Here is a 19193-nt window from a genome sequence, read left to right as displayed (position 1 = left end):
AATTTTAGAAACTTCAATTTACTTTAGAGGAATATACCCTGTACTGGGTATGCTTTTTTGCTTGAAAAACATCTTATTTTGAATATAAATAAACTAAACATACAAAAATGAGTATACCACAAATAGCCTACATTAATTTTAAGGACAATACTAACTATCAAGCCATTTATGCCAGTCAATTGTACGGCACTTTTTTTTCAGTATTTGCGAAATTAAAAACAAGAGAATCTGAAACAGAAAATTGTTATTTTTTAGAAGAGGTTCATCTTCACTTAAATGTTTATAAAGGTATTGTTGATTTAGGAATTACTAAGGCAGAGTTTATGGCTTATCGTAATAAGAAAGATTCTGACGAGACCGGTATTGAAGAAGGGGGAGTAATTGTGTTAGAAATCCAAGCTATGTACAATTCAACACCAGATAATTTAATAGTTAAAAAAATTGATCGCGACCATAAATTTAATAAAGAGACCAGTTATTTTATGGTGGACCGGCGTCTTAAAAAAATGCATCAAAGCGGAGATTCTACAGATGTTAGCGAATCATTAAAAGATGGCATTTTTGATACAGAGTTTAACTATAGAGAAGGACCAATAACTATTGATTATCCAGAAAAAATAAAATTACCACAACCTAGACAATGGCATGATGAACCTGTTGATTTCACATTGAAGGGTTTTATTGGCCAATGCCCAACTTCAATTATGAAGATTCTCTAAATTGCAGATAATTAAAACTATAGCACTATTGCTTTCTTTAAGTTATGGTTTGGTCGGTCATAGCTTAGAGAAAGACACTTACCTTAGAAGCTTAAAGAATTTTGAATATCAAAATGCAATTGAAATTGCATTAGAAAAAAACACCCCAGAAGGACTCCATGAGTTTGAACTTGCAAAACTTTTATACTTTGCTGGACAAGAAAAATTTGATTTTAATGAAACTATTCATTCTAATTATACCGATTACATAAAGTCACTAATTAATTTAAAAGTAGGGTATGCTGCACTTTACGAAAATCTATATAATACAGAATCGTTTACTAGATTTAATGAAGCTTATAGTTATGCCATAAAAAGTGAAAATGTTGAGCTTCAAAAAATATGCTTGTATGCCATATTAGAGGTTTTTAATTTTGAACTAGAGCAAACGCAAAGTAATTATAAAACTTATTTGCAAAAACTTGAAAAACTTCCAAGTGATAAAACAGATCTTTTTAGAATAGAATATAGTAGAATTAATTTTATACATGATACAGCAAACTCTATTGAAGAACTTCCAGAAAATCTATTTAAGAAAATAGATAGTATATATTATGAGGGTATAAACAACGAAGTTTTCAAAATTCTCTATTTCGGTCGTAAAGGTTATCAATTTGAACTTAAAAAAGAAACTAGAAAAGCTATTGAAATGTATCATAGCGTAAATAGACTTGTTAAAGATGAGCCGTTCTTAAAATATTTAAAGTTTAGAGCTTTTATAAGACTTTCAGAAATTAGAAGAAAAGAAAAGAACATTGAATTAGCATTGATCCATCTTGATTCTTCAAGAAATTATATCAATAAAGCTGATAGCCTAAGATCCTTATATTTTTTAAATATTTATTCCTCTAAAAATAATTTTGACACAGGAAATTATAAAACAGCATATACAGAGTTGCTTGATGCAACTAAATATTCAATTGACCAAGAAACCAATAAAAACAGTAAAGAAATTGTCCAATTAAACATAAAATATGAAACCGCAGAAAAAGAAAAACAAATTTTAATAGAACAAGCAGCAAAAAAACAAAATAGGAATATCGCTTTTGGGCTGGGTGGCAGCCTTGCTGCGTTATCCATCATTGCATTCTTGGTGTATAAAAACGCCAAGCGTAAACAATATATTGCAGAGCAACAACGGGAGCTCGAAATTAGTAAAACAGAAAAAATTCTCAAGGAACAGGAACTTACGACCATAGATGCGATGTTGGAAGGGCAGGAAAAGGAGCGCCAACGACTCGCTGGCGACTTACATGATAGTGTGGGGGCTACCTTGGCTGCTGCCCGATTACAATTTACGCATCTTAGTGATAACAGGGATAAAGCAGCAACTCTGGAGGAGTTGTACCATAAAACAGGGAAACTATTAGACGATGCCTATCACGAGGTTCGTGCAATGGCACATATAAAAAATAGCGGAGTTTTAGCAAAAGACGGCTTACTTCCTGCGGTAGAGAAACTGGCAAAAAATGCTTCCGTAAATGGAAAACTTCAAATTGAAGTAACTCATTTTGGACTGGAAGAACGCATCGAAAACAATCTAGAAATTACTGTTTTTCGTATTCTTCAAGAATTAATTACAAATATAATTAAACATGCTAGAGCTTCCGAAGTAACCATTTCTATTACGCAGCATGATGACATGTTGAATATTATAGTAGAAGACAACGGAATAGGCTTTACACCACTTGCCATTCAGAAAAAAGAAGGGATGGGACTTTCAAGTATTGAAAAAAGAATTGAGCACATGGAAGGAACCCTAGAGGTTGACTCCACTCTTGGAAAAGGAACCAACATTTTAATTGATATTCCAATATGATCACAGTAGCCATAGCCGAAGACCATCAAGCACTAGTCGATGGTATTGATTTATTACTAAAGTATGAAGAGGACGTCTCAATTGTTGGTACTGCCAATGACGGAGAAGCCTTATTAGACATCGTACGTTTAAAACAGCCCAAAGTTATTTTGATGGATATAAAAATGCCTAAAATTGATGGAATTGTTGCTACACGTTTGATCAAAAAGGAGTTTCCACATACCAAGATCATTGCGTTTAGTATGTTTGATCAAGAGGATGCTATTTCTCAAATGCTCAAAGCTGGGGCCACAGGATATCTATTAAAAAACTCTCCGTTGGAAGAGGTCTTACATGCTATAAGACATGTGATGACTGGCGAAACCTATTTTGACAGTGATATTGATGTTTCATTTTTGACTTCGGAAAGTACCTCTTCAGAAAAAAAACCATTGCTAAGCAAAAGTGAGCGGGAGATATTGTCGTTGATTGGCCAGGGAAAAACATCCAGCGAAATTGCAGCCGTACGATTCACTTCTGTTTCTACCGTTGAAAAGCACCGAAAAAATATGATTCGAAAACTAGGAATTTCTGGAAAAGGTGAATTACTTCGGTATGCCCTTGAGAAAAAATACGATTTCTAAAAAGCTCGTTTCTTATTGATTCCTAAAAATACCCACCATTGGGTATTTTTTTTTGAGGTACATCGAAATATTTTTGGATGCATGAATCCATACTACAAGATTAAACAATATGTTACAAAGGCAGAACAGGAATCCCGACCCTTGGAACTTACTGAAACAGTAAAACTTTTGACCTGTGTAAAAGAGATCTCCAATGAGAAAGAATTAATTCACAAGATTATTTGTTTGGTCACCTTAATCAGCGATGAAGAAGAACAGGTTGGATCTCTTACGCAACGTGAAAGTCAGATCTTCAATTTAATAGGCTGCGGTTTTACATCAGAAGATATTGCTGGTATGCTAACCATAAGTAAAAGTACTGTAGGCACCCACAGAAAGAATATTATTAAAAAGCTAAACCTTAATGGCAGCGGAAGATTAAAGAGTGTTGCCTATAAAAGAACCCAAGAAATCATTGCTAAATCAAAAAACTAAATATACCCGCTACTGGGTATTTTACAGCTGTTAATCTAATGTTAATTTTACCCTAACTAAAAACCATTATACAATTATGAGAAAACTATGTACCCTCGCAGCCTTGCTTTTAAGTTGCATTGTTGCCACCGCACAAGAAAACGTCTTTACTGCTCCTGGAGATATTCAGACCTATGAGACCAGTGATTTTTTGACCGAAGATGATGTAAAAACTTTTAAAGAATATTCTATAGGAATTTACTTTCAGCCGATACCTTTATTTATTAACGAAATTAATATTACACAAGATGGTACAACAAGTACGTTCGCTAATGATGAAAATGTCTTTGGTGTAGGTATTGGACTTGTGGTGAATGCCGATTTTGAAAAATCGGGTCTAGGGTTTGGAGCGATTGCTTATGCCTCCTACGTCTCTGGAGATGAGTTAAATGCTATTGACTCCTATTTTGCATTTAAATATGATTTTGCTTTAGGAGATCGGTTAACTACAAATTTTGAACTTTCGCCTTTAGTGGGATTAGGAAACCTAGTTTTTGAAGAAGCACAGGATGGGCTTAATTTAGGAAATTCATTATACGTATCTGGAGGATTACGCCTTACCTGGAGGCTAAGTAATACAATTTATTTAGGTGCCGATGCCGTTTCTAGACCTTTTGTCTTTAACGAAGAAAAATTATTAGGTGTAGAAGATGAAGTTGATTCTGCAGAGATTACATACAAATCTCCTATTACCCTCAATGTATCACTACGATTTAACTTTCTTTAAAATTTAAAAACTGAAATTATCATGAAAAAAATTATATATATACTATCAATCGCAGTTGCTACTTCTTTTTTAGCATCTTGCGAAACCGAATCTGAAACCTCATTCCTTCAAATTAGTCAAGATTTAGGCTTTGTTTTTACGGGTTCTCAGGGTGACATAGAAGACTTTTTAGGAAGTGACACTTATGACATTATGCTGTCATTAGGTCTTGATATAAATTCTGGATCGACACCTCTTAATTTAAATGGGATTTTTAGAGCAGATCCGTATTGCAGAGCTGCTTCTACAGATCCAGATTCAACCATTGGGTGTGTTTTAAATCCTTTTCAGATTTCATTTTCAAATCAGGATAACGATAACCTAACCATAGACTACCAGGCTGTTCAATTTAACTCAGATGGTACAGTTGGTTTTCAGGAAACAGGGTCTGGATTTATTTCTGGAGATGCTTCTGGAGATTTCACCGTAATTGTAAGAGCAACTTCTGGAGATGGTAGTGTAAACGCAACCGCTTTTTCAGGTAAAGTAACTTTTGAAGGAATTGTAGGGTATCAGGATATTTTTGTACAAGATATTGATACAGACAATCAACAAGGAGCCTTATTTAATGACGAAGATGGACTTGCCGAAAGACAATAAAAGTGAATTTAATAAAGAAAAATTTCAAAGAATATCATGCCTTAAAAAGGTGTGGTATTTTTTGGGTTAAAGTAACCTTATAAGCACATTTAAAATTATTTAAGATGAAAAAAACAGTACTCCTTTTATTCCTACTTACCGTTTTCCAATCGCCCCTGCTTATTGCTCAAAAATTCCAAGACGTAGTTCGTGCAGAAACGAATGTAGAAGTTGACGAAATCTGCCAGAATGCACTCGGTTTCACCAGTACACCTGTCGAAATTGACAACGCTATTAGACAAATTGTTAGTACTGCAGGAGTCAATGCAGACAAGTTTAAACTAAAAGAATGTTCTAACATCGATAATGCTATTGCAAAGATTATTACTGAAAATGGCAAAAAAGTACGATATATTATTTACGATGGTGAATGGCTTAAAGGCTTAGTAGATAACACCTCAAATGACTGGACAGGAAAGTTTGTACTAGCACATGAAATAGGACACCATCTTAATGCGCATAGTCTTGACAATACAGGAAGCACTATAGAAGTGGAACTGGAAGCAGATTATTTTGCAGGTAGAGCTCTGGCATCTCTCGGAGCGGGTGAAGCCGAAACATTAGCACCCTTGTCTACTCAACCAGAGTTTGCATCTTCTAGTCATCCGGCGCGTGCAGATCGAATTGCTGCTGCAAAACGTGGTTGGTCCTCGGTTACAAATAAAACGATCACTATCAAAGTTAAGAAAGCAGACGAAGATAGAATTGCGAAACTAATGATGGATGATATTAAAAGTACGATATCCTCTGGTGGCTTAAGCAAGGATGATTATGAGACTATACTCCAGCAGATGGATTTAGCAAGAACTAAATATTACAAAGGTTGGACAGAAGATATGAGATATTATCAGGCCATGTGCTATACGGGATTGAATGATAAGGAAAAAGCTATGGAATCGTACGTAAATTTTCTTGGGATAGAGAATCTTGATAACAATAACCGTATCAAACAAATTAGTGAGTTTTATGTTGCTTCAGATGCTAAAAACACTTCTTATTTTACCAATCCAAGAGTTTTAAGACATCTTTCTGAAAGTTATTATAAAGATGAAAAATATGATAAAGCAATTTCGTTAGGTGAACAATTTTTATCCAGAGAAGAAGATGTGAGCAAAAAAGATGAAATTAACTATATCATTGCCAAAAGTGAAATGGCTAAAATTAAAGAGGAACGAAAAGGAAATCCTGAAACTATGACTGAAGATGCAGCACGTGCCATAGAGGATCTAAATTATAACGAAGCATTTACAAACCTTGAAAAAGCTGCATTACAAGGATATGCTAAAGCCGAATTCCTACTCGCAGAGCTTTATTTAAAAGGGAACGGTATTCCTAAAGATATAGATCAGGCAGCAGAATACTACATTAGAGCTGCACAACAGGATTATATAGACGCACAAGTGATGGCAGGAATGCTTTTTCTGGAAGGAAGAGGAGTTCGAAAAGATGAAGAAAGTGCTAAATTCTGGTTTAATAAAGCTTATTTATTAGGTAGCAGTAAAGCAAAAGTAGAACTGGATAAAATTGAAGCGGCGAGAATTGAACGTGAACGGATTAAAAATCAGCCCAAACCTAAAGAAGAAAAAACCGTTTCTATTGCGATGCAAATAGCAGAAGCAAATACACTGTTTAGCAGAGAGCTATATGCAGATGCTTATAAATGGTACAAGCTTGCTGCAGACAAAGGAAATGCTGAGGCACAACAAAAGATTGCCTGGATGTATTATAAAGGGAAAGGTGTCTCAAAAGATAAAGATCAAGCGATTCTCTGGTGGAAATTATCTGCCAAACAAGGCAATGTTGATGCTATCAATTACTTGACCCGCTTAGGAGAATGGTAAGAATATACCCTCTAAAGGGTATGTTTTTTACTAAAAGTTGATACTACATTTACCTATGTTTTAGATGCATATTCAAAAATTTGAGTTAGTCAAGTGTACCTAAAGTTTGTTATTACAAAAAAACCTTTACGATTTCTCGTAAAGGTTTTTTAATGTTCAACAAAATTTTATCTACTTAATTCTTAGCTGGAAGAAAACTATACTTTTTAGCATAGTCAAGCATTTGACCTTCGAAAGTTTCTGGCTGAATAATTTCGAAACTTTCAATTTCACCATCTTCGTTCATTATTGGTGAAATTACAGGATTTACAAATCCGCTATAAGGTGCAGCTGTAAATTGCTTGTTGCGTTCTAAAACTTCAGCATGGATCTCCTGATCCACTTTTACACCATATCCTTCTACAAGTGCTTCTGCAGCTGCGTAGTCACCTTCAGATTTGATGCGTTGCGTTTCTCTTAGTAATTGACCAAACAGCTCATGTAGTTTTTCATAATCATTGATCTTAAAGTATGTTTTCCCATCACGTGTAACTTTTTCAATCACATTATATTCTTTACCCTTTTCATATGCCCAAGCAGAAACCCATTGACGGTTTACCATATGAGCTTCCTCAACATCATCTCCTAATTTTAATCGTATTAACTGTGTCATTAACCCGTTACGGATATACCCATCAAAGGCAGCCATTCCTACTTTTTTCCAGTCATCTACTAAGCCTAGCTCCTGTAATTTCGGATTGTATAAATAGTATAAACCTACTAAATCTGCGCGTCCTTCTTCTAGAGTAGAAGCATATTTTTTAAGTGTTTCCTTAGTTTCTCCAACTCCAGGATTTAATTGCCCTGAAGCATGACCAATTACTTCGTGTAAAGCGGTATGCAGCTTATCCCCTACTTGCCCATATTCTTGTTCTAACTCATACTCTTCATCATCATGTACAAATTCTTTTAATCTACCAGAACTTCCTGCGTTGTTATATGCATTTATAATATTTCCTAGAGAAACAGACTTACTACCTACAGCCGCTCTAATCCAGTTTGCATTAGGTAAGTTTACACCAATTGGAGTACTCGGGGAAGCATCTCCTGCTTCTCCGGCTACATTAACAACTTTATAAGAAACTCCTACAACACTGTCTTTTTTGTGTTCTTCCATGAGTGGTGAATTGTCTTCAAACCACTGTGCATTTTCAGAAAGTACTGCCATTTTTTGAGACATATCAAAATCTTTAATCTGCACAATTGTTTCATACGAACCTCTGTACCCAACTGGATCGTTGTACACCTCAATAAAACTATTGATATAGTCAATATTTCCTTCTGTAGCTTTAGTCCAAGCTACGTTATAATCATCCCAGGTTTGTAAATCCCCAGTTTTATAATAGTCAATGAGAAGTCCAATTGCATCTCCCTGTGCTTGATTTTCGGCAACACCTTGTGCTTTTTCTAACCATTTTATGATCTCATCGATGGCGCTTCCGTAGAGCCCTCCAGATTTATACACCCGCTCTTTTAATACGCCATTCTCTTTTATTAATTGAGAATTTAATCCAAATGACAATGGTTTTTCTGGATTTGGAGATTTCTTCTTTGCATAAAAGCTTTCCACATCGGCCGTAGTGACTGTAGGTCCATAAAAATTTACAGCAGATTGCAAAACATTATCAACTCCCTTAGCTAGATTTACTTTTTTCGAGTCTTTATCATTAAATATTACATCAAATGCTTCGCCTTCCAGAGTTGTATTGGTTTCTGAAAGCAGCGTTCTTAAATATTCCTGAGAAAAATCAGGTTTCATCTTATCATTAGAATAATGATGATGTATACCATTGGCAAACCAAATACGGTGCATATACGTCTTGAAATTTTTCCAATCCTCTGAAGTTTTATCTCCTTCATAACTTGTGTACACATTTTCAAGAGCCTTACGAATAGTCAAGTTGTGTCTGTAGTTTTGATCCCACATGATATCGCGACCTGCAAGTCCTGCCTGTGTTAAGTAATATACAAGCTTTTGTTCTTTTAAAGTTAAATTATCCCAACTAGGAATTTGATACCGTAATACTCTGATATCTTCAAATTGAGTAACGTTATAATCAAAATCTTCTGAAGCGACCTTTTCGGTTTTTTCAGTTTCATTTACTACTTTAGATTCTTCTTTACAGGAAAAAAATAAAGCACTACACATAGCCAAAGCTATTACTAATGTGTTCTTCATTCTATTAATTTTAAGGTTTGAAGCAAATGTACCAAAAAAAACATTTCAGCAAACATCAAGAATGACAAGGTAAATTTTTGAGTATATTAGCAGCATAACTAGAAACCTTCAGAAAATGAAAATTTTAAAGTACCTATTCTTTCTCTTACTCATTGGTATTATAGCCATATCTATCTACTTTGGCACAAAGGATGGAAGTTTTAATATTGCTGAATCAAAAGTAATTGATGCACCTGCACAAGTGGTTTATGACAATGTAAAAGACTTTAAAAACTGGCAAACCTGGGGACCATGGATGGCTGAAGACCCTAATATCCAGATTACCTATGCCGAAAAGACCGAAGGTGAAGGTGGCTCATACTCTTGGACCAGCGAAGAAATGGGAAATGGCGCTATGGAAATAGTAAAAGTAATTCCAGGAAAAGAAATCGATCAGAAAATTGAATTTAATACACCATTTGGAGACAGTAAAAGTGATGTCTACTGGCGATTTGAAGATACAGCAACTCAAGGTGAAACTAAGGTAACTTGGGGAATGAAAGGTGAACAAAGTTTTATGGAAAAAGTTTATTTCGGACTATTTTCTAACGAAGAACTAGAACCTGGCATTAGAGATATGTATCAATCAGGTTTAACAAAACTTGATAGTGTAGTTACTTCTCAAATGAAACAATTTACAGTGCATGTTGATGGGATCACTCAATACGAAGGAGGGTACTATATGTATGCTACTACTTCATCTTCTATGCTTGATGTTGGTGTGAAAATGGGAGAAGTTATGGGACAAGTCATGGGATATATTCAATCAAATAACATCGCTCAAAACGGGAAGCCATTTGCCGTGTACAACCAAATTGATACCGCAAATAACAGTGTTATATTTTCAGCTGGAATTCCGGTTACCGATAGAGTAATTACACCTCCCGGCAGTCCCGTAGTAACAGGTTTTATGGAACCCGTTACTACTTTAAAAACTACATTAAAGGGAGATTACGATAATTTGCAACAGGCTTACGCAAAAGCAAACGAATACTTAGCTCAAAATGGATTAATTCCGCATCCTACTGCTAAAATGTTTGAAGTATATGTTACAGACCCAGGAGAAGTTCCTAATCCGGCAAATTTTATTACTGAAATTTATATGCCTATTGTAAGTCCGCAAGAACCTGAAGATTCAATATGAAACAGGTTTTATTAGTTTTTCTTGGAGGTGGTTTGGGAAGCAGTGCCCGCTATTTGATTGGAAGACTTTTAAATACCGATAGCAATGGAATTCCATATGGTACTTTTGCAGCCAACATAATTGGTTGTTTTCTCATTGGAATTATTATGGGATTTTCCCTAAAACACAATACTTTCTCTCAAAATTCGGTGCTATTGTTAGCGACAGGATTTTGTGGTGGCTTTACAACGTTCTCTGCTTTTGCGTATGAAAACCATGTCTTTTTAAAATCAGGAGATTTGGCAAGTTTTGCTTTATATACACTAGGGAGTCTTGTGCTAGGTTTTGCTGCTGTATTTTTTGGTATCTGGCTAATAAAAATTAGTTAATGCTCTTTAAAAGCTTTTACACCTGCTTCAATTCTTGTCTCCAAATGATTTTCTAACGGCGGAATCGGACATGAATATCTAGGACTATACGCACAGTACGGATTGTAACTTTTGTTAAAATCTAAGATAATGGTGTTACCCTCTGGAATGTGACAATCCATAAAACGTCCTCCCCCATAAGATCCTTCCCCGCTAGTTAAATCTGTAAATGGTAGAAACAAATAATCAGCGTATTCAGGATCTTCTGAAGGGGCTGTGGTCTGATACAGATTTAATTTCAACATTTTACCATCGATCGTAAAGTGTACTTCTCCATATTTTACGTATTCTGGTAAACGATCTGTCGTCGTTGGCATTAAAAAGGGTTTCTCACCAGGAGTTCGAATGAAGGTAGCCTCGACACGGTATTTTAAGTCAATTGGGTAAAATGCCAGTTCTTTAAATTCTTTAAAATCTTTGGGTTCTAAAATTGTAGTTTCACTGTTAGAGAATTTCTCATTCTCTGAAGAATGATAGGCTTTTATTTCTGAAAGAATTTCTACATCTGTTTGTGAAAAACCCAATAATGAGGTACTTAGCAAAAAGAAAAGGAAGATTTTTTTCATAAAAAAAAGTTTTGCAGTAAAAATATGTATTACATTTGAGTATTCAATTTAGTTACGATGAAAAGATATACATGTATTTCAACAAAAACCGTAGTCTCAAAAAGAGACCCTGGCGAAGCATGTTCTGACTATTAAGAAATAAGAAATTTCAATATTAAAACGTCCCGCCATCAAGCGGGACGTTTTAATTTTATACCAACCTAACGACCATGAAAAAATTTTACAGAAATTACATACGCAATTTCCAAGGACTCTCTAGGGAAATTTGGCTTCTATCACTCGTAACTTTTATCAATAGAGCTGGAGCGATGGTCATTCCGTTTCTCTCTCTTTATTTAGTAAACGAACAAGGACTCTCTCTGCCACAAGTAGGATGGATTATGACTTGTTATGGCTTAGGATCCCTCACAGGGTCATGGTTAGGAGGAAAATTAACTGATATTATCGGATTTTATAAGGTAATTACATTAAGCTTATTTTTGGGCGGAATTGGCTTTATTTTACTTCAATATATTAATAGTCTTTATGGGTTTTGTGTAGCCATCTTCATGCTTATGCTGGTTACAGATGCCTATAGGCCAGCCATTTTTGTTGCCATGGATGTGTACAGCAAGCCTGGCAATAAAACCCGAAGCATTGCATTACTGCGTCTAGCAATTAACCTTGGCTTTTCTATTGGTCCTTTGGTAGGCGGAATCATCATTGCAAGCATTAGTTATACCTCACTGTTCTGGATAGATGGTATCACATGCATAATTGCCTCTATTGCATTATTCATTTTGCTGAAGCCGAAAAAGGTCACGACAAATGTTGAAACTCCTAAAGTAGTAAAAGAGGGTGTACCCCCATATAAGAATAAATACTATCTCCTCTTTTTCCTTATCATGGTACTTACCAGCATCACCTTTGTTCAATATTTTAGTGTGATGCCATTATACTGGGAAAAACAACATTTTCTTTCTGAAGATCTTATTGGATGGCTCATGTTCCTAAATGGAGCAATGATCGTAGTATTAGAAATGCCTTTGGTAACCTGGCTCGAAAAGATCAAGATCTCAAAAACGATGGCAACGTTTTATGGGGGTGTATTTATAGGTGCCAGTTTTCTAATAGTAAACCTAACCGATTGGAGCGGAATTCTGGTCTTTGGTATGATACTCCTTACCTTAGGTGAAATGATAGGATCCCCTTTTTCCAGTGCCTTAGCGTTAGAAATGGCTCCTAAAGGAAGGAAAGGAAGTTATATGGGATTGTATACTATAAGTTGGTCCATCTCACATGTTTTTGGACATAATGGCGGTATGAATTTAACAGCCGCATTTAGCTTTGATTTCACCTGGTATGTTATGTTTGGAGTAATGGTAATTGTTTCAGTATTGACAATTTGGTTATATCGTTTGCTGAAAAAATCGCCTACATTTGAAACCTATTAAATTTTGAACATGAAATACCTTGGTATCCTTGCTATTTTCTTCGGAATGATTGGTTGTAAAAATGCTTCCGAAAGAAATGATATTAAAATTACAACTCCAACCGAAATATCTTCAGAAAAACAAAAAACGTTTCCGAAGCTGGATAGCACACGCTATAATGTTGCTTTTTTAATCATGGATGGTGTCTATAATACCGAGCTTACAGCGCCTTACGATATCTTTCAGCATACAATTTTTAGAGAAGGAATAAAAGCTATGAATGTTTTTACAGTAGCTAATACCGAGGAGCCAATAACAAGTTTTGAAGGGCTACGACTACTTCCTGATTATAACTATACCAATGATCCATTACCTAAAATCGATATTTTGGTAATTCCAAGCGCAGAGCATCATTTGGATACAGATCTAGAGGATACTGTAATGATTGATTTTGTGAAAAAGGTGGATAAAAATGCATTGTTTATGACGTCTCACTGTGATGGTGCTTTTGTATTAGCAAAAGCTGGGCTTCTAGATACTGTTGTTTCTACAACTTTTCCTAGTGATGTTGATACAATGCGTAAAATGTTTCCCCGTTTGGACATACGAAAAGATGTCTTATTTGTACATGATGGAAAGTATATTACCTCTGCTGGGGGAGCTAAAAGTTTTGAGGCTGCATTATATCTTTGTGAATTACTATATGGCAAAAAAGTAGCCCAATCCCTTGCGGGTGGGCTTGTTATAGATTGGAACCTAAATGAAGTTCCCCATAATATTATATCTAATTAATTTTCTACTCGAATCTTTTCTGTACGAGCTGCTTTGTTTGCTTTTCTTTTCTTTCGAGAAAGTAATACAGAGTCAAGACAGGATACCATTAAACCGATAAACGATAATAAGCACGTAAATCTTATAAAAGAATCTCCTGTAAATTCTAATCCTGTAAACCCTAATAATGCAGTAGTAATGGTAACTAATAAGAAGTGTATCGTATATTTTTTCATGGCAGTAAATTTATTGTTCTACCCAAATATACTTTATTATAAAAGGTGAAATTATTAACGAATACCCAATTGGCGTTTGTTTAACTTTTAAAAGAAAATATTAACAGATTAGCGTAAAGGTTTGATTTCATTATTTGCGACTACGTGAGATAATACGATTTGTGTTTTTGTCTCTCCATAGATGATAAGTTGATCTATAAAATTTTCAAGATGCTTTTGATTTTTAAGTACCACTTCCATGACAATGTTTTCATTTCCTGTAATACGATAACAATTAAGAACCTCATCGTAAGTTTTGACTTTTTCTAGAAAAGGCTTTAGCTTTCCCATAAAAGCTCTTAAGGTAATAATGGCTTTAAGTTGATATCCCGCTTCAAAAGGAGAAATAACTGTTTTATAATTATGGATAAGACCCGCATCTTCCATTTTTTTAATTCTTTCTGAAACAGCCGGGGAACTAATTCCTACCTGTCTTCCAATTTCAGAATTGGACATTCTTGCATTTTGCTGCAAGCATTTCAATATCTTCCAATTAAGGGAATCTACATGCATTTTAAATAAACATTAGTTAAAATAATTAAATAGTAAAGCAAATATAGTATTTTACTTTAAAATCAATAGCATCATTTTATTTCATATGATTAAATTTGATGAAAACGAAATCCCCATTTCGAAGATACCATGATACCAAATTTTCCATCTCAGTTTCCGCAGTCTGCCATCTATAAGCAGGCAATCGAGATTTTTGCTTTATCCCAAAATATTTCGAACTACCTTGTGGAAGATCTTTGTGGATTAGATAAAAATGGAAAAGAAGATGCCTCCATTTATTTTACAGGTGATATTGTACAACAGTCTGTTTCTCTTGCTCCCGAAATTCTAAAAGCTGAAAGTCAGTTGTACTCTGAAGAAAAGTACAAATATGCTGCATCGGTATCCAGACTTACCAACCGTCTCTATAAAAATTGTGAACGACTGGAACGTACCAATAGTAATGGAAGAGAGTTTATTGCTTTGCTACGTAATGAACTTAAAAAGTTTAGAAAGCTACAACGCACTTGGATGCTAACGTTATAAGGCAGTAATTTAGAAGACCACTAATTACTATAAATTGCATTTTAGTATCTAAAATTTTAATTCTTGAGAAAACCCAAAGCCATTACGGCTGTAATTGTTTCAAATGCCATTTATTGTTATCTAATTCGTAGAGCTTTCTATTGTGAAATCGTGACTTCTTAAATTCCATAAATTCCATTCTAGTGGGTTTAATGGAAAAACCACTCCAGTCTTCTGGTCTTTTAATTTTGGTGTTTTCTGAAATTTTCTTTTGTATTTTCTTTTCTAATTCCTCTAAACTATCGGCTTCCTTTCCTTGCTTAGAAAGAGACGAAACAGCTTGAGACATCAAACTTCGTTGCTTAAAATATTCTTCGGCAAATTCGTCTGAAAGTTTTGTGGCTACTCCTTGAATTCTCACTTGTCTTGCTGTTTCTGTCCACCAAAATGTTAAGGCAACTTTATTATGGTATTCAATTTCAAGTCCTTTTCTCGATTGTAGGGGTCCAGTAATAACAAAAGATGAGTCTTTAATCTCCTTAAAAGAAACAAACCTTGCGTTTGGGAATTGATCCACTCCCATGGTTGATAAACAAACTGCCGAAGGAATTTCAACTCTTGATATTGTTAACTCTTCTTTATACCATTCTGAAAAAAGCAGGAGAGGTTGTTTCATATCTATAAAAGTAATGAAATCATTAGAGATAGATGATTGTGAAATTAAGTTCGGGATAAGCGACCACTAGGCACTCGCCTTTGCGAGCGCAACTGTCAATTTTAGAGGTCTACGAGATAAGATCCCGAAGCAAGTTCGGGATAAGCGACCACTAAGCACTCGCCTTTGCGAGCGCAAGTGGTAATTTTAGAGATCTACGAGATAAGATCCCGAAGCAAGTTCGGGATAAGCGACCACTAAGCACTAGCCTTTGCGAGCGCAAGTGTCTGCTTACATATTTCGGCGATACTGCCCTCCTACTTCAAACAATGCGTTAGTGATTTGTCCTAGCGATGCATATTTGCAAACCTCCATTAATGCTTCAAAAATATTTTCATTCTGAATAGATCTCTGTTGGAGGTCTTTTAACAGCTCAGCTACTTTTTCTTCATTACGCTTATTTAAGTTTTGAACCACTTCAATCTGATATTGTTTTTCCTCTTCGGTAGCTCGTATAACCTCTGCGGGTTGAACGGTGGGTGATCCCTTACTGCTTAAGAAAGTATTCACTCCAATAATCGGGAACTCGCCCGTATGTTTCAGAGTTTCGTAATACAAACTCTCTTCTTGAATCTTACTACGTTGATACATTGTTTCCATGGCACCAAGGACACCGCCCCTTTCTGTCAAGCGATCAAATTCATCCAAAACTGCATTTTCAACAAGATCTGTTAACTCTTCAATAATAAAACTCCCTTGGATTGGGTTTTCATTTTTTGACAATCCTAATTCTTTATTAATAATTAGCTGAATGGCCATCGCTCTTCGTACGCTTTCTTCGGTAGGGGTTGTAATGGCTTCATCATACGCATTGGTATGTAAACTATTACAGTTATCATAAATCGCATACAGTGCTTGAAGGGTTGTTCTAATATCATTAAAATCAATTTCCTGTGCATGTAACGATCTTCCGGAAGTCTGAATGTGATATTTCAGCATTTGTGCTCTTGGATTCGCACCATACTTGTTCTTTAATGCCTTTGACCATATCTTTCTAGCCACACGACCAATTACGGAATATTCTGGATCAATTCCGTTACTAAAGAAAAACGAAAGGTTTGGACCAAACTTATTGATGTCCATACCTCTACTTAAATAATATTCTACATAGGTAAATCCGTTAGCCAACGTAAACGCTAATTGTGTAATGGGATTAGCACCCGCTTCGGCAATATGATAACCGCTTATAGAAACCGAATAGAAATTGCGTACCTTCTCATTGATAAAATATTCCTGTACATCGCCCATGAGACGAAGGGCAAATTCCGTAGAAAAAATACAGGTATTCTGCGCCTGATCTTCTTTTAAAATATCGGCTTGTACGGTGCCTCTTACCTGCTGCAAAGTTTCCGTTTTAATCTTTGTATAGACATCGGCAGGCAATACCTGATCTCCGGTCACACCCAAGAGCATCAATCCGAGACCATTATTCCCTTCTGGCAGTTCTCCTTTATATTCTGGACGCGTTTTCCCTTTATAAATATCTTTTATTTTTTCTTCGACCTCTTTTTCGAGTCCGTTCTCCTTTATGTATTTCTCGCAATTTTGATCGATCGCTGCGTTCATAAAAAAGCCCAATAACATGGGTGCAGGACCGTTAATGGTCATACTTACCGAGGTCATAGCATGACTCAGATCAAATCCAGAATACAATTTCTTGGCGTCATCCAGACAACAGATAGATACTCCAGCGTTTCCAATCTTTCCGTAGATATCGGGTCGCAATCCAGGATCATTTCCATAGAGTGTTACACTGTCAAAAGCTGTTGACAATCGTTTAGCTGGTAAGCCGTGGCTTACATAATGAAAACGACGGTTGGTTCTTTCTGGTCCTCCCTCACCCGCAAACATACGTGCCGGATCTTCTCCCGTTCTTTTAAAAGGATACAATCCAGAGGTATAAGGAAACTCTCCAGGAACGTTTTCCTGCAAACACCATTGTAAGATATCACCCCAAGCTTGATATTTTGGCAGGGCTACTTTTGGTATTTGGCTATGCGATAGACTTTCGGTATGCGTTTCAATGTTTATTTCCTTATCCCGGACTTTAAAAGTATACACCGGATTTTTATATCGGTTTACCGTTGAATCCCAACTTATAATTACCTCCCAGTTGTACGGATCCAGATTTAATTTTTCTTTGTCAAATTCGGCCAACAATAGCTTCAACAGGTCTTTGTTTTCTTCGGAAGAAGTAATACTTTCAGAAACTAATCCGGCCTTATCCAATTCTGGTTTCTTACCCGAAATGGTCTCTATGGTTTTAAACATTCCGTAGAGCTTTTGAGCAACTTCAGCTTGTTCTGAAGCTGTTTTATCGTAAGCACGGTTGTTTTCAGAAATTTCAGAAAGGTATCGTGTTCGGGCAGGCGGAATCACAAAAATCTTCTCACTCATTTCATCACTAATCTCGAAAGTACTCTTTAGCTTTGAATCTGTTTTAGATACCAATTCATCCATAATAGCCTTGTAGAGGGTATTCATTCCGGGATCATTAAATTGGGAAGCGATGGTGCCAAAAATTGGCAACTCATCCTGTGGCGTGTCCCAAAGTTGGTGATTGCGCATATATTGCTTTTTTACATCACGAAGCGCATCAAGTGAGCCTCTTTTATCAAATTTGTTGATGGCCACCAGGTCTGCAAAATCAAGCATGTCGATTTTTTCCAGTTGCGTCGCAGCACCAAATTCAGGCGTCATCACATAGAGAGAAACATCGCTGTGTTCCAAAATTTCGGTATCACTTTGTCCAATTCCTGATGTTTCCAGAATGATCAAATCATACTCTGCCGCTTTGATTACTTCGATGGCTTCAGCAACGTATTTTGATAAGGCAAGGTTGGACTGTCGAGTTGCCAAACTGCGCATATAAACACGAGGAGAGTTGATGGCGTTCATTCTAATTCGGTCACCCAGTAAAGCCCCTCCCGTTTTACGTTTAGAAGGATCTACAGAAATAAGACCGATTGTTTTTTCAGGAAAATCAAGCAGAAACCTTCTTACTAATTCGTCGACAAGTGAAGACTTTCCAGCACCACCTGTTCCTGTTATCCCAAGAACAGGAGTTTTTAAGGACTTATTTTTTTTGTGTATTTCAGCTAATGCATCTTTTGCGACTTCCGGAAAGTTTTCTGCGGAAGAAATCACTCTTGCAATAGCACCTGGCTCTTTAGTTGATAATTTCTTTACCTCACCATTTAAAGAATCGCCAATCGCATAATCTGAAGTTTTAACCAAATCATTGATCATTCCTTGTAGTCCCATCTCACGTCCATCGTCTGGAGAATAGATACGGGTAATCCCGTAATCCATTAATTCTTTGATTTCTGAAGGAAGTATCACACCGCCACCCCCGCCAAAGATTTTTATATGTCCCGCTCCTTTTTCTTTAAGCAGATCATACATATATTTAAAGTATTCATTATGCCCACCTTGATACGAAGTCATGGCAATAGCATTCGCATCTTCTTGAATTGCGGTGTTTACAACTTCTTCGACGCTTCTGTCATGTCCTAGGTGAATAACTTCAACACCGGTGGATTGAATGATGCGGCGCATGATATTTATGGCTGCGTCATGACCGTCAAATAGGGAGGCTGCTGTTACAATTCGTACTTTGTTTTTTGGAATATAAGGAGCTTGTTGTTGCATTATCAAAAGGAATTGATTT

At 35.9% G+C, this 19193-nt stretch carries 18 protein-coding genes; 12 read left to right on the top strand and 6 right to left on the bottom strand.

Features of this window, described 5'->3' with window-relative positions:
- Positions 1 to 107 precede the first annotated feature (107 nt).
- From ACFQO1_RS11925 to ACFQO1_RS11895, 7 genes are all read left to right on the top strand, one after another.
- The gene (locus ACFQO1_RS11925) at positions 108 to 719 is read left to right on the top strand and encodes a hypothetical protein (RefSeq protein WP_380218365.1); all 612 of its coding nucleotides are present in this window, start codon (positions 108 to 110) and stop codon (positions 717 to 719) included.
- 1 nt (position 720) lies between these two features.
- Complete coding sequence (locus ACFQO1_RS11920) at positions 721 to 2577, top strand: sensor histidine kinase (protein WP_380218364.1); 1857 nt, start codon at positions 721 to 723, stop codon at positions 2575 to 2577.
- The gene (locus ACFQO1_RS11915; protein WP_380218363.1) at positions 2574 to 3200 is read left to right on the top strand and encodes a response regulator; all 627 of its coding nucleotides are present in this window, start codon (positions 2574 to 2576) and stop codon (positions 3198 to 3200) included. Before ACFQO1_RS11920 ends, ACFQO1_RS11915 begins: the two co-directional genes overlap by 4 nt.
- A gap of 81 nt (positions 3201 to 3281) precedes the next feature.
- The gene (locus tag ACFQO1_RS11910) at positions 3282 to 3674 is read left to right on the top strand and encodes a response regulator transcription factor (RefSeq protein WP_380218361.1); all 393 of its coding nucleotides are present in this window, start codon (positions 3282 to 3284) and stop codon (positions 3672 to 3674) included.
- Between the two features lie 76 nt (positions 3675 to 3750).
- Positions 3751 to 4440, top strand: coding sequence for a hypothetical protein (locus tag ACFQO1_RS11905; protein WP_380218360.1), 690 nt, complete (start codon positions 3751 to 3753; stop codon positions 4438 to 4440).
- 21 nt (positions 4441 to 4461) lie between these two features.
- Positions 4462 to 5079, top strand: a complete 618-nt coding sequence (locus ACFQO1_RS11900; RefSeq protein WP_380218359.1) for a hypothetical protein — start codon at positions 4462 to 4464, stop codon at positions 5077 to 5079.
- A gap of 104 nt (positions 5080 to 5183) precedes the next feature.
- Positions 5184 to 6959 carry a sel1 repeat family protein gene (locus ACFQO1_RS11895; RefSeq protein ID WP_380218358.1) on the top strand — a complete coding sequence of 592 codons (1776 nt, stop codon included), beginning with the start codon at positions 5184 to 5186 and terminating at the stop codon, positions 6957 to 6959.
- 175 nt (positions 6960 to 7134) lie between these two features.
- On the opposite strand, the gene ACFQO1_RS11890 is transcribed toward ACFQO1_RS11895, so the two are convergent.
- Complete coding sequence (locus ACFQO1_RS11890; RefSeq protein ID WP_417448712.1) at positions 7135 to 9147, bottom strand: dipeptidyl-peptidase 3 family protein; 2013 nt, start codon at positions 9145 to 9147, stop codon at positions 7135 to 7137.
- Positions 9148 to 9292: 145 nt separating this feature from the next.
- Between ACFQO1_RS11890 and ACFQO1_RS11885 the strand changes: the two genes are divergently transcribed.
- On the top strand, positions 9293 to 10360 hold the full coding sequence (locus ACFQO1_RS11885; protein ID WP_380218356.1) for an SRPBCC family protein: 1068 nt from the start codon (positions 9293 to 9295) through the stop codon (positions 10358 to 10360).
- Positions 10357 to 10728, top strand: a complete 372-nt coding sequence (crcB, locus tag ACFQO1_RS11880) for a fluoride efflux transporter CrcB (RefSeq protein WP_380218355.1) — start codon at positions 10357 to 10359, stop codon at positions 10726 to 10728. The genes ACFQO1_RS11885 and crcB overlap by 4 nt, the downstream gene beginning before the upstream one ends.
- Here crcB and ACFQO1_RS11875 read toward each other — a convergent pair.
- Positions 10725 to 11333 carry a DUF1684 domain-containing protein gene (locus tag ACFQO1_RS11875; RefSeq protein ID WP_380218354.1) on the bottom strand — a complete coding sequence of 203 codons (609 nt, stop codon included), beginning with the start codon at positions 11331 to 11333 and terminating at the stop codon, positions 10725 to 10727. The genes crcB and ACFQO1_RS11875 overlap by 4 nt on opposite strands.
- A 209-nt stretch (positions 11334 to 11542) precedes the next feature.
- On the opposite strand from ACFQO1_RS11875, the gene ACFQO1_RS11870 reads away from it, so the two are divergent.
- Positions 11543 to 12766 carry an MDR family MFS transporter gene (locus ACFQO1_RS11870; protein ID WP_380218353.1) on the top strand — a complete coding sequence of 408 codons (1224 nt, stop codon included), beginning with the start codon at positions 11543 to 11545 and terminating at the stop codon, positions 12764 to 12766.
- Between the two features lie 9 nt (positions 12767 to 12775).
- A complete protein-coding gene (locus ACFQO1_RS11865) occupies positions 12776 to 13537 on the top strand; it encodes a DJ-1/PfpI family protein (protein ID WP_380218352.1) in 762 nt (253 codons plus the stop codon).
- Here the strand turns inward: ACFQO1_RS11865 and ACFQO1_RS11860 are convergent.
- Together ACFQO1_RS11860 and ACFQO1_RS11855 are read right to left on the bottom strand one after the other, a co-directional pair.
- Complete coding sequence (locus tag ACFQO1_RS11860; RefSeq protein ID WP_380218351.1) at positions 13534 to 13752, bottom strand: hypothetical protein; 219 nt, start codon at positions 13750 to 13752, stop codon at positions 13534 to 13536. The two genes, ACFQO1_RS11865 and ACFQO1_RS11860, sit on opposite strands and share 4 nt — an antisense overlap.
- Before the next feature lie 108 nt (positions 13753 to 13860).
- Positions 13861 to 14304, bottom strand: coding sequence for an Lrp/AsnC family transcriptional regulator (locus tag ACFQO1_RS11855; RefSeq protein ID WP_380218350.1), 444 nt, complete (start codon positions 14302 to 14304; stop codon positions 13861 to 13863).
- Positions 14305 to 14433: 129 nt separating this feature from the next.
- Between ACFQO1_RS11855 and ACFQO1_RS11850 the strand changes: the two genes are divergently transcribed.
- The gene (locus ACFQO1_RS11850; protein WP_380218349.1) at positions 14434 to 14829 is read left to right on the top strand and encodes a hypothetical protein; all 396 of its coding nucleotides are present in this window, start codon (positions 14434 to 14436) and stop codon (positions 14827 to 14829) included.
- A gap of 82 nt (positions 14830 to 14911) precedes the next feature.
- On the opposite strand, the gene ACFQO1_RS11845 is transcribed toward ACFQO1_RS11850, so the two are convergent.
- Positions 14912 to 15484, bottom strand: coding sequence for a pyridoxine/pyridoxamine 5'-phosphate oxidase (locus ACFQO1_RS11845; protein ID WP_380218348.1), 573 nt, complete (start codon positions 15482 to 15484; stop codon positions 14912 to 14914).
- A gap of 270 nt (positions 15485 to 15754) precedes the next feature.
- The gene (locus tag ACFQO1_RS11840) at positions 15755 to 19174 is read right to left on the bottom strand and encodes a methylmalonyl-CoA mutase family protein (protein WP_380218347.1); all 3420 of its coding nucleotides are present in this window, start codon (positions 19172 to 19174) and stop codon (positions 15755 to 15757) included.
- Positions 19175 to 19193: the final 19 nt, after the last annotated feature.

The organism is Jejudonia soesokkakensis (assembly GCF_042664795.1).
In the GTDB taxonomy this organism is placed as follows: domain Bacteria; phylum Bacteroidota; class Bacteroidia; order Flavobacteriales; family Flavobacteriaceae; genus Jejudonia; species Jejudonia soesokkakensis.
The sequence above is the reverse complement of the archived record's forward strand: the minus strand, read 5'-3'. Positions and strand labels throughout refer to the sequence as shown.

What these genes read in the sequence shown, in the direction of transcription:
- ACFQO1_RS11915 (WP_380218363.1), top strand. Translation starts at nt 2,574, where the DNA reads ATGATCACAGTAGCCATAGCCGAAGACCATCAAGCACTAGTCGATGGT.
- ACFQO1_RS11850 (WP_380218349.1), top strand. Translation starts at nt 14,434, where the DNA reads ATGATACCAAATTTTCCATCTCAGTTTCCGCAGTCTGCCATCTATAAG.
- ACFQO1_RS11845 (WP_380218348.1), bottom strand. Translation starts at nt 15,484, where the DNA reads ATGAAACAACCTCTCCTGCTTTTTTCAGAATGGTATAAAGAAGAGTTA.
- ACFQO1_RS11890 (WP_417448712.1), bottom strand. Translation starts at nt 9,147, where the DNA reads ATGTGTAGTGCTTTATTTTTTTCCTGTAAAGAAGAATCTAAAGTAGTA.
- ACFQO1_RS11895 (WP_380218358.1), top strand. Translation starts at nt 5,184, where the DNA reads ATGAAAAAAACAGTACTCCTTTTATTCCTACTTACCGTTTTCCAATCG.
- ACFQO1_RS11860 (WP_380218351.1), bottom strand. Translation starts at nt 13,752, where the DNA reads ATGAAAAAATATACGATACACTTCTTATTAGTTACCATTACTACTGCA.
- ACFQO1_RS11905 (WP_380218360.1), top strand. Translation starts at nt 3,751, where the DNA reads ATGAGAAAACTATGTACCCTCGCAGCCTTGCTTTTAAGTTGCATTGTT.
- ACFQO1_RS11840 (WP_380218347.1), bottom strand. Translation starts at nt 19,174, where the DNA reads ATGCAACAACAAGCTCCTTATATTCCAAAAAACAAAGTACGAATTGTA.
- ACFQO1_RS11870 (WP_380218353.1), top strand. Translation starts at nt 11,543, where the DNA reads ATGAAAAAATTTTACAGAAATTACATACGCAATTTCCAAGGACTCTCT.
- ACFQO1_RS11900 (WP_380218359.1), top strand. Translation starts at nt 4,462, where the DNA reads ATGAAAAAAATTATATATATACTATCAATCGCAGTTGCTACTTCTTTT.
- ACFQO1_RS11865 (WP_380218352.1), top strand. Translation starts at nt 12,776, where the DNA reads ATGAAATACCTTGGTATCCTTGCTATTTTCTTCGGAATGATTGGTTGT.
- ACFQO1_RS11925 (WP_380218365.1), top strand. Translation starts at nt 108, where the DNA reads ATGAGTATACCACAAATAGCCTACATTAATTTTAAGGACAATACTAAC.
- ACFQO1_RS11875 (WP_380218354.1), bottom strand. Translation starts at nt 11,333, where the DNA reads ATGAAAAAAATCTTCCTTTTCTTTTTGCTAAGTACCTCATTATTGGGT.
- ACFQO1_RS11855 (WP_380218350.1), bottom strand. Translation starts at nt 14,304, where the DNA reads ATGCATGTAGATTCCCTTAATTGGAAGATATTGAAATGCTTGCAGCAA.
- ACFQO1_RS11910 (WP_380218361.1), top strand. Translation starts at nt 3,282, where the DNA reads ATGAATCCATACTACAAGATTAAACAATATGTTACAAAGGCAGAACAG.
- ACFQO1_RS11885 (WP_380218356.1), top strand. Translation starts at nt 9,293, where the DNA reads ATGAAAATTTTAAAGTACCTATTCTTTCTCTTACTCATTGGTATTATA.
- crcB (WP_380218355.1), top strand. Translation starts at nt 10,357, where the DNA reads ATGAAACAGGTTTTATTAGTTTTTCTTGGAGGTGGTTTGGGAAGCAGT.